The following is a 14,370-nucleotide window of genomic DNA, read 5'->3' as shown; positions in this document are numbered from 1 at the left end:
GTCACGTCCAGCGGCGCCGTCCACGGCCGGGAGGGCCGCTGACGGACCGTGTCAGGCGGCCCGGTCGGCCACCAGCTGGTCGCCTGGGATCCCGGCCAGGTCCGGTGCGTAGTAGTCCTTGATGCCGGCGTTCCACACAGCCACGGTGATGCGGTCCTCGGAGTCCGGACCGAAGGCGTCGAAGAGGGCGTGGATGTTCGCTTCCTCGAAGCCGATCGCCGTCATCAGCGATACGAAGAGGGGGCGCTCGATCAGGCCGTCCCCGTCGGGGTCGCCGAGCGCGGAGAGGGCCTCGGCGAACTCGGCGATCGTGGGGCCGAAACGCTCTGGGTCGAGCACGAACGGACGGAACTCGTCCAGGGTGATCACCCCGTCGCCGTTGGCGTCCAGCTCCGTGGCCAGCGTCGTCCAGTAGCGGCGGAACGCGGCCCGGATGGCGTCCTTGGCGCCGTCGTCCGAGGCGGCCGCCGCCTCCAGAACACGGCCCGTCATCAGATCGAAGTCGCCGGAGTCGAGGACTCCGTTGCCGTTGGCGTCGAAGAGGGAGAAGACCAGCTCGACCCGCTTGGCGGCCTCATCTCGCATTTTCCATCACCTGTCTTCTGCGACCCGACGATTCCGGGCCTGGGCCAATGAGGGCCTCTACTCGACCGCGCTGGGACACACGAAATCTCCTGCCGGCGGCACTGATGCAACCAACCAGCCCCTGATGTCGGCGACCTCGACTGTCCCTCCCAAACTCAGCGCGCGTAGCGGCCATGACCCATGGAACCGTCATGGCGAGCGGCAGGCGCTCGATCTTCGCTTCTGGTGGCAGAAGGACTGCTGAATGAGCACATGTGACAAGTCGGATGCCCCGCCTGTGACAACCAGACTGCTTGGACCTGTCCCATTCCTCAGCTCATCCGACCCCGCTGATCGAGAAGCGGATCACCACCGTCTCCGAGCGGCTCGGGACTCTTGGTGCGCCCCGTCTCGCGGTCCTTCGGCGCCTCCGTCACGGCTGACCGGCTCGCGCGGAGTGTGTTCCCCATCGGTCGCCGAGGTGCGGCGACCGGTTCGGCGCTGTTCAACTCCGTCCGCCGGTCGTCCAGTGCTCTTGGCGTTCGGCTCGGCCGTCACCGGCCCGTTGCGCCCAAGAACACCACCGCGCCCATGATCACCAGTACGGCGGACGCGAAGGTGTGCCGTCGCGCCCTGCGCAACTTCTCCCGCACCAGCCAGGCGTGTGCGGTCGCCAGCAGCCAGCGCAGATAGGGATCGGTTCGTGCGATGTTGCGCCGGGCCGTGGCCAAGCCGCCTTCCAGCGCCGCCCGTTCGGCGCCTTCGGCGTGCGCCAGCCGTCGGCTGATCTCCAGAGCGAGGTGGCGGTGCCGCAGGAGGTCTTCGACGTCGGTGGCGAGCCAGCCGAAGTAGTGGTCCGGTGCGGCATCGAACTGTTCTCGCAGCCCACGGAGGGCGGGTGCGGTCAGGTCATCGGGTGTGGTGAGCGGCGGGACGAGGACCTCACTGGTCTGCCACATCGCCCAGGCGATCCCCAGCAGTGCCACGAGCAGGCCGCCACCGGCCCAGGCCGCATGCACCCAGTCGCTGATCTTCCCCACGGCGAGCAGCGGGCCGCCACCGAACAGCAGAGCACCCACCGCGCCGCAGGACACCAGCGTCCAGCGCGCCGCCTCCCGGCTGTCGGCGACGGAGTCCAGCGGTGAGGGCAGCGCGTCCAGCACCGCGGTGCCGGGTGAAGAGGCCGTCGGGGTGGCGCTCACCGGGTGTCTCGGCGGAAGACGACGCCGAGCGGCCCGGGGTCGTCGTCGGGGAGATCCACGTACGGCACCCACACCTCGCCGTCGAAGAACTCGAGCATGCCGGAGTCGTTGATCCGTACCGCGTTTGTCTTCGGATGCTCTTCCGGAGCGTCTGCCATGAACTCAGTATGAAGGCAGGTGCGATGGGGCGTCATTGTCTTTCGGCAGGCTGCCCCGACATCCTGGCCGCAAGGACAACGGGGGCACGCATGATCAGGCTGACGATCGACACCGCGCAGGTGACCTGCCGGGTGAGGCGCGAGACAGTCACCCACACACCGAGGGGGCTGGACCAGTACACGGGTGACCTGCTGTGGCGGCTGCGCAGGCAGCCCTCGCACACGATGTTACGGGAGGTGGGGGCGGCGCTCGCGGACCGCTTCCTGCACGGGCCCGTCGGCCGGATGCTGAGCGAGGAGTTGCGCCAGCCCGGGCGCCATCGGATCGGCATCGAGGCGAGAGACCCGGCGGTGGCGGACCTTCCGTGGGAGACCCTCATACCGCCCGGCCGCACCCTCCCGCTGGCTCTGGACCCCGAAGTCGACCTGTACCGGACGACCACGCACACAGCCGGTCCGGCCGGCGCCACCGGCGGGCCCCTGCGGATTCTCGCCGCCGTGGCCGCCCCCGACAACAGCGCGGCCGAACTGCTCGACTACGAGCGGGAACTGGGAAGAATCCTGGACGCCGTGGAGCCCGGTCACCGCACCGGCCTTCGGGTGCGCGTCCTCGAGTGGGGCAGCGCGGCGGCCATCCGGTCCGCGCTCGCCGAGGAAGCCTGTCAGGTGCTGCACATCTCCTGCCATGCCCGCCCCGGTGCACTGCTGCTGGAGACGCGCTCCGGCCAGGAGGACGTGGTGGACGCCGCACGCTTCGTGCAGGAAGTCCTGCCCTCCCACGGCAACGTGCGCTTGATCGTGCTGGCTGGCTGTTCCACCGCCGTGGAGGGGCACTCGCGGTTGCCGGGGCTGGCCAGAAGCCTGTTGGACAACGGTGTCCCCGCCGTCCTTGCGATGACCAACGCCGTCAGCGACGACTACGCCACCGAGCTTGGCGCGCGCCTGTACCGAGGGCTTGCGGCGCACCCGGACAAGGACCTGCTCGCCGTGTTCTGCGAGGTTCGTCGGCAACTGGCACAGGAGCCGAGCCCCCTTCCGGAGTGGGCGACACCGGCACTGTTCCTCGCCGACCCCGAGTTGTGTGTGTCCGGCGGCGGCCCTTCCCCCGCCGAACCCGCCGAGGAACGGGGACCGCAGCCCGTCGTCCTCGACGGCATCGTGCGCGCACGGCATGACTTCGTCGGCCGCAGAAGCACCCTGCGGGAACTGACCGGCACCGAATGGCGGATCCTTCTGCACGGCATCGGTGGTGTCGGCAAGACCACGCTGGCCGCCGAACTGGTCCAGCGCTTCCTTGCCGCGGTCCCGGACGGGGTGGTGGTGGCGGTCAGCGGTGACACGGCCGCCGACGCGATCCTGGAACAGGTACGTCGCGAACTGCGTGCTCACTGTGCACGGAAGGGGCTTGGGCGGACCCACCCGCTGCACCGGCTGGTCACGGCCCTGAGCGAACCCGGACGCGACTGGCGCGACCGGCTCGCGGCGACCACCCGGAGCAGCGTGCCGCTCCTGCTCGTTCTCGACAACGCCGAGGACAACCTCGACGCCGGACATCACCTGGTGGACCCGGATCTCTCGGAGTTCGTCCGTGTCTGGGCGGAGCACCATCGCATCATCGTCACCAGCAGGTTCCCTTTCCCGGCACCAGGCCTAGAGCCCCGTCACCTCGGCCCGCTGACCTGGCAGGAGACCCGGAAGCTCATGTGGCGGCTGCCCGGCCTGGACGCGTTGTCGCCGGCCGAGCAGTGGCAGGTGTGGACGAGGCTCGGCGGTCATCCGCGTTCCCTCGAATATCTGGACGCCCTGCTGCGCGAGGGCGCCGGCCGCTTCGACGAACTGAGCACGCGGCTGCGCGTGGCACTGGCCGACCGGACCACCACTCCTGGCGGGCTGGGGCAGATGGTGGAGGACACCGGCGCCCTGATCGCCCAGGACGTGCTGCTGCCGGAACTGTTGGCCGGCCTCGAAACCGTTCCTTTGGCCAAGCCGCTGCTGCTGGGCGCGGCGGTGTACCGGTTGCCGGTGGACCGGGTCGGTCTCGCCTGGCAGGTGGCGACTGCGCCGACCGTCCCGTCCGCGCAGGCGGAGCCACCCGCTGCGCCCGACGGCCTGGACGACGCCCTCGCCCGGCTCCTGCACCTCGGGCTGCTGGCACCCGTCGGCTCCGGCTACCTGGTGCATCGCTGGACAGCCGGGGCCTTGGCGCGTCTGGCCGGCCCGGACCGGCTGACGGAGGCACACCGCAGGGCGGGCGCCTACTGGGGTTGGCGGTGCGGGACGCCGTTGGAACAGGCCGACTACATCCGTTTTGTACTCGAGGCCAGGTACCACGAGCTCGCCGGCGGCCGAGTGATGGAGGCCCTCGACTACGCGGAGCGGGCCTGCACCGAGCTGAACAAGGCCGGCCAGTGGTCACGGGAAGAGCGCTTGCGCAACGAGGCGCTGTCCATGGCGGCACCAGGGTCGCTCAGGGCTGCCGAGTGCCTCGCGGACCTCGGCGGTCTGGATGCCCGCAGGGGGCGCTATGACCAGGCCGAGGCGCGGTACCTGAAGGCTCTGGAAGCGTTCGTCGAGCTGGGGGCGGACGACCGGGTGGGGGCCGCACTGCACCAACTGGGGCTGATCGCCGAGCACCGAGGGGACCAGCCCGAGGCCGAGCGGCTGTACCGCCAGTCGATGACGGTCAAGGAACGCATCGGCGACCGCCGAGGAATGGCATTCACCATGCACCACCTCGCCGGCCTGGCCTCGAACAGGGGCGACGACCGGCTCGCGGAACAGCAGTACCTCGACGTACTGGCGCTGTGCGAGGATCTGAACGACCTCTTGGGGGTCGCGGCCGCCCAACACCAGATCGGCATCCTGGCCTTCCGCGCCAAGGACTTCGACAAGGCGGCCCGGTGCGCCGAAAGCGCCCTGTCCCACTTCGTCAGGTTGGGCGACCGGGTCAACGAGGGCAACGGCAGGATGGCCCTGGCGAAGATCGCCCTCGCCCGCTTCGACCACGCAGCGGCGCTGGCGGGCGGACGAGCCGCGCTGGAGATCTTCGAGGACATCGGAAGCAGCCGGAACATCGCCGAAGCCTGCGATCTGCTCGGCGAGATCGCGCGGGAATCCGGGGACCTGGTCTGGGCGGAGAGGTGCTTCTCCCGGGCGGGGGACGAGTTCGCCCACCTGGGTGAGATGGCATACCTGACATCGTGCAATCGGCAGCTCGGAGCCGTGCGAACGGTTCTGGGACACGTGGCCGCCGCGGTGCCCTGCACCCTGCAGGCATGGCTCCAGGACGAGCGGCGCGGCCTTCAGGACCTCGAGTTGCTCGCCGTGCAGCGCATGGAACTGGGTGCCCAGGCCTTTGCCCGGGTCGTACGACTGTGCACGGAGGAGTCGACGGCGGCATACGCGATCGAACAAACGGCGGCGTTCCACCGGTTCCGCCACTCCCACCCCAGTCCCACACCGTTGGGCAGCGCCTACGTGCATCTCGGCGACGCCGCGCTTGATCGCGGTGCTTTGGGAACCGCCCGGATGTTCCTGGAGCGCGCGTTGCCGCTCTGCGAAGCAGCCGACTACGCCGAGGGCATCGCCAAGTGCCACGAGGATCTCGGGCATGTCGGCCTGGAAGTGCGCCAGTTGGAGGAGGCGAGGCGACGCTACCTGTCCGCGCTCGCCCTCTACGAACGGCTGCGCAACGACACCAACGCGGCCATCATCCACCATCAGCTGGGACGGGTCTGCCAGGATCAGGGCGCCTACGAAGAGGCCGAGGAGCACCTGCGTGCATCGGTGGTGCTGAAGAAACGGCGGGGTAACCGGGCGGGTGTCTCCAACAGCACGTTCCACCTGGGCCGAGTGGCCCAGCTCCGCGGTGATCCGGCGCTGGCCGAGCAGTGTTACCGCGAATGCCTGGCCATCGACGAGGAACTGCGCGCATGGCCGGAGCTGGCGCTCGACTACGGCGAACTCGGCAACCTCCGCGCCGAGCAGGGACGCTTCGAGGAGGCGGTGCCTCTGATGGTCCAGGCGTTGTCCATCAACCAACAGATCGGCTCGGACAACGCGGTCCTCAACATCAACGCGCTGCGCAAGCAACGGGCCAAGCTCGGCGAGGAGGGGTTCGCCCGCATTCTGCGCCGTGGCATGAACGAAGAGTCTGTCGCCGCAGTCCTCGCCACCACCGCCATGCTGCCGAGCACAGCGGGCCGTACCGGAAAGGGGACACCGGAACCCGACGCCTCCAGCCGATGAGGCCTCGCCCGCCGGTACCGCAGCGACCTGTATGCCTCCGGCTTCTCCGCGCACATCGGCCGAGGGCGGGAACAGCCGGCTGAGCGCGGCGTCGCGGAAGGTCCATGTGGAGCCGGGCGCCGGCGGATGCCGAAGTCGCAGCGGTGGCCGGGATGTGTCACTGGTGCCGCCAGGACAACAGGCGCCCGCCCCGTGCGGGTCTGCTCCGCGCAGGAGCCGGCACTCGACGGCGTTGGGCCCCGGGCTCGGACCCGCGGAAGGGGGCCCCGCGCCGGATGCGCGAAGCCCCCGGGCCGCTGTGTGCGGTCAGTAGGTGTGGAGGGTCAGACCGTACCGGTTGAGGATCTCGTTGACCGGCTGGAACCAGGTTTCGCCGCCGCTGGAGCAGTTGCCCCAGCCGCCGGAGGTGACGCCCTGTGCCTGGTCTCCGGTGATGAAGGAGCCGCCTGAGTCCCCGGGTTCGGCGCAGGCGCTGGTCTTGGTCAGCTGGTGCACCGCGCCCTGGCTGTAGTTGACGGTCTCGTTCAGTGCCAGCACCGTGCCGCAGTGCCAGTGCGAGGTGGAGCCGGAACGGCAGACCGAGGAGCCGACGGGCGCGACGGCCGAGCCGCGTACGAGCTGGTCCGGCACCGTGCCCCAGCCAAGCACCACCGGTACCGTCCACCAGCCGCTGCCCACGCTGACCCAGGCGTAGTCGTTGTCCGGGAACGAGGAGCCCTGGAAGCTGCCGATGTAGGAGCCGTCCCAGCCGCTGACTCCGGCGCCGGGCTGTGCGCAGTGCCCGGCGGTGACGAAGCCGCCGTACACCGAGAAGCCGATGGAGCAGCGGACGTTGCCGGTGTAGTACGGGTCGCCGCCGACGGTGCCCGCTGCGAGGGTTCTCGGGGCCGCGGTCGCCTCGATGGTGACGGGCCCGGTCCGGCGCGCCTGGGACAGGAAGCGCCGGACATCGTTGTCAGCCTGCCTGCCGCGCACGACCTCGATGACGACCGTGCCGGCCTTGGGATCGACGTACCAGCCGGTGACTCCCGAGGGCGCGGTCAACCGGTCGATCCGTGCTTTGGCGGCGTCCAGTTGCCGAGCGCTGTGCTCGGCGGTGCGGACGACGGCCCCGGAGCGCTCGATCGTCCGGCGGGTGGCGGGCGGGGCGTCCGGGGTGAGGGCGACGGTCAGGCGTCCGCTCGGGGCGTCGAACCAGGAGCCCGCGTAGGCGGCGCCGGCCGTGCGGCGTGCCTTGGGGGCGAGGTCGGTGGCGGCCTTCTCGGCCGCGAGCCGGGCCACCGCCTGGGTGCGGGTCAGGCCGAGGTCGCGTTGCATGGCGTTCACGATGCCGTCGGCGGCGGGTGCGGTGGATGCGGTCGCTGTCCCGGACCCGGCAGCCGAGGCGGGAAACGCGCCGGCGGAGGCCAGTCCGCCGAGGACGAGGAGTGCGGCTGAGACCGCGCGAGCGAGCCTGGTGCGTCTCATGGGGTTGCCCTTCGTCGTTCCAGTAGTGGGGGTGGAACAGCCGATGGTGAGAGCGCTCTCATACGTGCGCCGCAGAGCCTAGTACGGACCTTCCGTCAGGTCCATGCCAATGCGCGGACGGATTCACGACGCACGGACGCCGGCGGGGAGTTGATGACCCTTGTGCAGCTGGGCCCTCGCCCGCGGGCAAGAGCGGGCATGTGTCCCGTGCCGGCCAAACGGCCGGCCGACCATGGCGCGCGGGCGAAGGGCCACGAGATTCGACGGTACGGTGCACACGCCGGTTGGACGGGTGCCATGATCGCTCGGCGGCCTCGCACCCCGGGATGCCATCTGTCGGTGCCGGGCCGTAGCGCGACAGCGTGACCAACGGAGGGAACCCGGCATGCGCAGACTCGTCCACTACATCGCGACCACTCTCGACGGCTTCATCGCGGGCCCCGACGGCGGGGATCCCACCGGTCCCGACGGGTTCTGGCCCATACCGGGGGACTACATACAGCACCTCGTGGCCGAGTACCCGGAGACGCTGCCCGTCCAGGCCCGCCAGGCCCTGTCCGTCACGGCGCAGGGCACGCACTTCGACACCGTGCTGGAGGGACGGCGCAGTTACGAGATCGGTCTTGCTGCCGGCATCACCGACGCCTACCCCCACCTGCGGCACCTCGTGTTCTCCCGGACCCTGACGGAGAGCCCGGCCCCGGCCGTCGAATTAGTCGCCGACGACCCGGTGGCGACCGTGCGCGAGCTGAAGCAGCAGGACGGCAAGGGCATCTGGCTACTGGGCGGCGCCGAGCTCGCAGGCTCCCTGTACGCCGAGATCGACACGCTCATCCTCAAAGTCGGCCCGCTGACCATCGGCGACGGAATCCCGCTGTTCTCCCGCAAGGCCGCCTTCGACCCGCGCACCTGGACACTCGCAGACCACACCGTCCTCAAGAGCGGCGCGATGTTCCTCACCTACACACGCGCCGACAGCTGAACGCACCGGACGGGCGGCGCCTGCACAGGCCGGGCGCGACCGCGCTCAGCGGGCCACGCAAGCGCCGCCGTGCCAACGCGCACCCGGAGCGGTAAGCGCCGGAGCCGGGGCGCCGGCGAGCACCCGCGCCCGCCCCCGGCCTGACCTCGCATCAGTCCCGCTGGGTGCACGGAGCGACAGCGTCACGGCCGGCACGAACCCGGCACCGGCCAGGCAGCTCACGCGGCCCGCGCCACCCGCCGGCTTCGCGACGCACGACAACGACTCGCGCCTGGCCGCATCCCGGGCACGTCCCCCGTGCCGACGGCGCGGCCCGAGCAGGTCCGGCAGACGGATCCGTCCGGCCCGCCGCCGGCCTTGTGCCTGCGGCTGGCCGCAGCAGCAGCACGCAGCGCTCGTACTGTTCGGCAGTGGCGTGGGCCCGTGTCTTGAGTCCGGCGGAATGCGGGCGGCGCGGGGCCGTGCCGCCCGGCCGCGTAGGTGAGCGGTTCGCGGAACTTCGGGCGGCGCCGGGGGAGAGGCGGCTGGAGGTGCCCGGGTCCTCCTCGAAGGCGACCGGGTCCCTCTATCCCGGCCTGGTCCAGGACGAGGTTCTGACGGGGCGGTAACCGCTGGCCGGTCGAGACCCGCTGCAGCTCGGGTTCGCCACCGAGGGTCCCTTCCGTACGGAGGACCGGACCTCGCCCGTCACCGAACCTTGCCGGCACGCACCATCGGACCTGATGGAACTCGCGCCGCCGTGAACTCCCGGATCGCACGGGTCCATTGGGACACGTGGGCGAGCTGTCGCCAAACGATCGTTTGCCGCCAGGGGGGGGGCGGTTTCGGGTAACCCGGCTCGCTGTCGTCAGGCTTGCACGGTGGGGCGGACGACGATCTCGCTGACATCGACGCCGTCAGGTTGTTCGATGGCGTAGCCGATGGCGGAGGCAATCGCCGAGGGTGGCATGGCGATCTCGTCCCGCTGCCGGGTCATCGCGGCCGCGACTTCAGGACTGGCTCCCTTGCCGATGCCTTCGGTATGGGTGAATCCGGGTGAGACGAGGGTGACGCGCAGGTCGGGTCCCGACTCCTGGCGTAGCCCCTCGGTGAGCACCTTCACCGCCGTCTTGGTGGCCGCGTAGACCCCCTGGGGGGATTTGACCACGTAGGCCGCGGTGGAGCCGACGTTGACGAAGTGGCCGGAACGCTGTCGGCGGAAGAGGGGCAGAGCCGCCCCGATGCCGTTGAGCAGGCCGGTGATGTGGGTGGAGACCATGGCGTCCCAGTCGTCCTGGCGCAGGTCGTCGAACGGCGAGACGGCCATCGTGCCTGCGTTGGAGACGAGGACGTCGAGCCGACCGTACTGGTGGAGGGCCGTGTCCGTCAGGCGCTGGAGGTCTTCGCGGCGCGTGACGTCGACGATGACGCCAGTGGCGGTGCCGCCCTTCGCCGTGATGCCGTCCACGACGGCGTTCAGCCGGTCCTCGCGCCGTGCTCCGAGCACGAGGCGGGCGCCCCTTTCGGCGAGGTAGACCGCGGTTGCCTCCCCGATGCCACTGCTGGCACCTGTGATCGCGACGACTTTGCCCTGGATACCCGACATGATCGGCTTCCTTCCTCGGGGTGCGCGCAGGTCGATGCGGTGACCTACAGTGAAACCGGAGGTGTCCCCAGTTAGTCCACGGTAAGTGGGGGCGCCTCCGGATAGCAAGTTCGGGAAGGCTTCGACGAGAGGATGGCGAGCACTGATGACCGACGGCACGCTGCGGCCGCTGCGGGCTGACGCACGGCGGAACAGGGAGAAGATCCTTACGGCCGCCGTACGCGTCTTCACGACCGAGGGGCTGGATGCGCACATGGAACGCATCGCTAAGGAGGCAGGCGTGGGCAGCGCGACCCTGTACCGCAACTTCCCCACGCGGGACGCCCTGATCGAGGCGGTCTACCGCAACGAGGTGGCCCAGCTGTGCGATGCCGCCCACACCCTCCTCACGCAGAAGCCGCCGGCAGAGGCCCTGCGCGCGTGGACACGCCTGTTCCTGGACTACGTCACCGCCAAGTACGGCATGATCGACGCCTTGCGCGCCATCGCCGCGACGGGAGGCAATCCTTATGGTCACAGCCGGGAAATGATCCAGGCCGCCATCACCTCACTCATGGACGCATGCGCGGCCGCCGGGGTGATCCGCACCGACATCCAGCCCACCGACATCGGTGCCGCCCTGGAAGGCATCGCCCTCACCTCGGCGGGCGCTGAACACCGACAGCAAGCTGAGCGCCTGCTCGACCTCACCCTGGACGGCCTCACGGTCCGCCCGTGAGGACTCGTGCGTCGGTCCGCTCCACCACGATCACCGGCTCGAAGAGCGTTTCGTCCCGGCAGGGTCCTTCGCTTCGGGGTTGAGGTGTCGCGCCAGTCCGGGGTGGACTCGCCGGCGAGTCGTCGCGGGGCAGGCGGCGGTGGTGCACGAGCCATCCGACGGTCCGCTCGACGACCCAGCGCCGTGGGATCACCGTGAGGCCTTTGGCGCCGGCTAGGCCCCGGCCGGCTGTCGGCGCGTTGGCGGAGGTCTTGATCCCCCGCGCGTTAAGCACGCAGGCGCTCAATTCGGCTCCCCGGCCCTCGGCCTGACGGACGGACCAGGTGCCGCAGCAGACAGCTGGGCCGGTCGAAGACGTCTTCCGGCCTTCTGCGCCGCCGCGATGAGCGGGCACTTCGCCCTCTGACCGGTTGAGTGTGCGCGCGATGCCTGCCAGCCGGCGGAACGGGCCGGGCTTTCCCGACGCCGGGTACCGGTCAACTCGGTCATCCAGTCTGCCCAGATGCCGGGCCCGCTGGGAGCGGAAAGGCTCAGCGCAGCCGTCGCGCACGCAGCACGAGGTCGTCGGTATGGTGCGCGCCGGCGCCGCCGTCGGGTGCCACGCGTGGTCGCTGCTCGTTCACCTCCACCTTCCAGTCGTCGGTGAGCAGGGCGGCGATCATCGAGGGCCAGACGTAGTCAGCCGGGTCGAAGCCGCTGTCGTGCGCCTGCTGGGTGTCCATCCCCGCGTGGTGTACGACCAGCAGCACGCCGCCGGGCGCCACGGCCCCGAGCAGCGCTCGCTCGGCTGCGGCGTCGGGGGTGCGCAGCAGGGCTGGATACTGCGCGGAGACCAGGTCGAAGGAGGCCGGCGGCAGCGCCGCTTCCGTCAGCGCGGCGTGCACCCAGCGAACGGCGACGCCTGCGTCCCGCGCGTGCCCGGCCGCCCGCTCCAGCGCCACGCCCGAGACCTCGAGCGCGGTCACGTCCCAGCCACCGCGCGCGAGCCAGACGGCGTCCGCGCCCTCGCCGCAGCCGACGTCGAGCACCCGCCCGGGCCTGAGCCCGGCGACCTCGGCCACGAGCGCACCGTTGGGCCGGCCGCTCCACAGCTGTTGCCGGTCCGCGTATCGGGTGTCCCACTCCGCCCGCACCGCCGGGTCTCCGACGTATCCGTCGCCGGACAAGAAAGTTTCAGATGCGGGCGATCCCGCTGAGATGTCGTCGGTCACGGGCCCAACCTCACCCATCGTGGCCCGGTCACGCCACTCCTGTTGCCGCTCCGGCAAAACGCATCGAGGCGTCGTGACCCGACTGTGTCGGCGTGCGAGATGACGGCGGCCTGCACCTTCTCGGGTGTTTCGCGCCGGCGGCGCCACTGGGCACCGTTTCGGCTCGGCGGTCCCGACGGAGGGACCCGTACCACATGAGGCCCGCAAGGAGTCGGCCGCGCCCGGGCACCGGCAGGACTTCCCGTACCCAGGTCCAGCCGGGGCACTACCGGCGCCGACACGCCCCGGGCCGAGAGTGGGCAGAGCCTGTTGTCCGCTGCGTGCGCCGTGTGGCTGATGAGGGGGCGGCTGTTGGCCGGTTTGCGACCAGCGCACGCCGCACCCCTTGTGAGCTGGGCGTTCCATGCCGCACTTCAACAGGGCACGGAGTGGTGGTTTCGCCTGGAGGCACTGGTTCCGCATGGGTGCGGCAGGGCTGAATGGACGCGCGGCCAGCCAACGCACCCTGTTCGGCCTGATGTCGCGCACCCCGTCACACCCCATCTACAGGGAGGGACTTCTTGGTGGATCAGATGGCCTTGCGTGCGTACCGGCTGGCCGTGGCACCGACCGTGCGGCGCATGTCTGTCGTGGCCCGGGTGTACGGGTATCCACCGGACCACAACGCCGGCTCGGAGTGGATGCTGCACTCGATGCTGCGGCCCCTGGCCGAACGCGGCCACCAGGTCTCGGTGTGGCTCTCACACCCCGGCAAGAGTGAGAAGACCTACGAGATCGACGGGGTGCGGGTCGTCCCCTTCCAGGACGGCCTGGACTTCGCCGCCCAGGCGCGCACGGCGAACGTGCTGGTCTCCCACTACGAGAACGTGCCCCTGGTGGCGGGCCTGGCCCGCGACCGCCGGATCCCGCTGGCCGTGATCTGCCACGACAACTTCGCCACCACCTTCCACAACGCCGCCGGCGCCGACCTCGTCGTCTACAACAGCGAGTGGATCCGCCGCGACGGCGAGATCTTCTACGCCACCTACCCGCGCGAGTTCCTGCCGCGGCACAGCATCGTGGTGCGCCCGCCGGTGATCGCCGAGGAGTACCGTACGCAGCCCGGTGACTGCGCGACGCTGGTCAACCTGAACGCCGACAAGGGTGGCGAGCTGTTCTGGCAGGTCGCCGCCTGGACACCCCAGTGGAAGTTCCTCGGCGTGCAGGGCGCCTACGGGCAGCAGATCATGCCCCCACCAAGGCTGCCCAACTGCGAAGTGCTCGACAGTGTTCCGGGACAGCAGATGCGTGAACACGTCTACAGCCGCTCCCGCGTGATGCTGATGCCGAGCCTGTACGAGTCGTGGGGGCGGGTTGCCATCGAGGCGTTCGCCTCGGGCATCCCGGTCATCGCCCACCCCACCCCCGGACTGGTCGAAGCCCTGGGAGAGGCCGGGATCTTCGCCTACCGCGACGACCTCAACGCCTGGATCGACGCCCTGACCTCCCTGCAGGATCCGGACACCTGGACGCGGGCCTCCCGGCGGGCCGCAACCCGCTCCATCGAACTGAGCGCCGCACCCGACCTCGACCGGTGGTGCGACGCCATCGAATCCCTGCACACCTCTTCGCGCCCGGCGTGCGGCGTGCGCAAGCGCCCGATCGGCGCGCTCGTCGACGGGAGCGAGACCGGCCACAGCACAGCGGGCGACACCGCGGACGCACCCCGCCCGGGCCTGTATCCGTCCCGGTGCTGCGGCTCACAGGCAAACCACGACTGACGTGTATCGCACGGCAACGACAGGAGATCAGGCCATGACCCAGCCCACCCTCACCGCCGCCCCGGAAGCGGTCGTCGCAGCAGAGCGCCGTACGGCCATCGCGCCGGCCGCGGTCTCACCGCGCCACGATCAACGCCCGCTGCTGGGGCGGCCGAGGGGAGGCTGTACGTGTGCGTGAGCGCCGGCGGCAACGCATCCCTGGGGCGAGGCGCACGTGGCATTCTCCGTCGGCACCCAGACCTCGCCGTCCAGGACCATCCACGTCATCCAGCCGCCCAGCGGTAACACCCCGCTGCCCCCGTACACCTCAGGCGGGGCGTTGCCCAGTGGCTTCCCCGTACCGCGCACACCGCGCCCGCAAGGGATGGAGCAAGGGCGGAAGCCGTGGGGACAGCGCCCAGGGACAGGGCGACACAGGGCGACTGCACACAGCGGAGCGCCCCGCGGCCACGGGCGGACATCGGTCTTTCGTCGT

General features: G+C 70.5%; 10 protein-coding genes and 1 pseudogene. 4 read left to right on the top strand and 7 right to left on the bottom strand.

What is annotated here, in order from left to right:
- Nucleotides 1-51: 51 nt before the first annotated feature.
- From AB0946_RS27975 to AB0946_RS27965, 3 genes are all read right to left on the bottom strand, one after another.
- Nucleotides 52-585, bottom strand: coding sequence for an EF-hand domain-containing protein (locus AB0946_RS27975; RefSeq protein WP_366763403.1), 534 nt, complete (start codon nt 583-585; stop codon nt 52-54).
- A 533-nt stretch (nt 586-1,118) separates the two neighbouring features.
- The gene (locus tag AB0946_RS27970) at nt 1,119-1,766 is read right to left on the bottom strand and encodes a hypothetical protein (protein WP_366763402.1); all 648 of its coding nucleotides are present in this window, start codon (nt 1,764-1,766) and stop codon (nt 1,119-1,121) included.
- On the bottom strand, nt 1,763-1,924 hold the full coding sequence (locus tag AB0946_RS27965; RefSeq protein WP_366763401.1) for a hypothetical protein: 162 nt from the start codon (nt 1,922-1,924) through the stop codon (nt 1,763-1,765). Before AB0946_RS27965 ends, AB0946_RS27970 begins: the two co-directional genes overlap by 4 nt.
- Nucleotides 1,925-2,014: 90 nt before the next feature.
- Here AB0946_RS27965 and AB0946_RS27960 point away from each other — a divergent pair, with 90 nt between their 5' ends.
- Nucleotides 2,015-6,172, top strand: coding sequence for a tetratricopeptide repeat protein (locus tag AB0946_RS27960; protein ID WP_366763400.1), 4,158 nt, complete (start codon nt 2,015-2,017; stop codon nt 6,170-6,172).
- 306 nt (nt 6,173-6,478) lie between these two features.
- On the opposite strand, the gene AB0946_RS27955 is transcribed toward AB0946_RS27960, so the two are convergent.
- Nucleotides 6,479-7,639 carry a S1 family peptidase gene (locus AB0946_RS27955; protein ID WP_366763399.1) on the bottom strand — a complete coding sequence of 387 codons (1,161 nt, stop codon included), beginning with the start codon at nt 7,637-7,639 and terminating at the stop codon, nt 6,479-6,481.
- Between the two features lie 385 nt (nt 7,640-8,024).
- On the opposite strand from AB0946_RS27955, the gene AB0946_RS27950 reads away from it, so the two are divergent.
- Nucleotides 8,025-8,621: a dihydrofolate reductase family protein gene (locus AB0946_RS27950; RefSeq protein WP_366763398.1), complete on the top strand. Its 597-nt coding sequence runs from the start codon at nt 8,025-8,027 to the stop codon at nt 8,619-8,621.
- Between the two features lie 847 nt (nt 8,622-9,468).
- Here the strand turns inward: AB0946_RS27950 and AB0946_RS27945 are convergent.
- Nucleotides 9,469-10,206 (bottom strand): SDR family oxidoreductase, encoded by a 738-nt coding sequence (locus AB0946_RS27945; RefSeq protein WP_366763397.1) that lies wholly within the window; start codon nt 10,204-10,206, stop codon nt 9,469-9,471.
- A gap of 145 nt (nt 10,207-10,351) precedes the next feature.
- Here AB0946_RS27945 and AB0946_RS27940 point away from each other — a divergent pair, with 145 nt between their 5' ends.
- A complete protein-coding gene (locus AB0946_RS27940) occupies nt 10,352-10,924 on the top strand; it encodes a TetR/AcrR family transcriptional regulator (protein ID WP_366763396.1) in 573 nt (190 codons plus the stop codon).
- Nucleotides 10,925-11,045: 121 nt separating this feature from the next.
- Here the strand turns inward: AB0946_RS27940 and AB0946_RS27935 are convergent.
- Nucleotides 11,046-11,135, bottom strand: a pseudogene (locus AB0946_RS27935) (IS5/IS1182 family transposase); the annotation flags it as partial.
- Between the two features lie 319 nt (nt 11,136-11,454).
- Nucleotides 11,455-12,135 carry a class I SAM-dependent methyltransferase gene (locus tag AB0946_RS27930; RefSeq protein WP_366763395.1) on the bottom strand — a complete coding sequence of 227 codons (681 nt, stop codon included), beginning with the start codon at nt 12,133-12,135 and terminating at the stop codon, nt 11,455-11,457.
- Between the two features lie 620 nt (nt 12,136-12,755).
- Here AB0946_RS27930 and AB0946_RS27925 point away from each other — a divergent pair.
- Nucleotides 12,756-13,895, top strand: coding sequence for a glycosyltransferase family 4 protein (locus tag AB0946_RS27925; protein WP_366763394.1), 1,140 nt, complete (start codon nt 12,756-12,758; stop codon nt 13,893-13,895).
- The last annotated feature ends 475 nt before the right edge of the window (nt 13,896-14,370 follow it).

It is taken from the genome of Streptomyces sp. NPDC046870 (assembly GCF_040704595.1).
In the GTDB taxonomy this organism is placed as follows: domain Bacteria; phylum Actinomycetota; class Actinomycetes; order Streptomycetales; family Streptomycetaceae; genus Streptomyces; species Streptomyces argyrophylli.
This window is presented reverse-complemented; position numbering and strand designations above follow the sequence as displayed.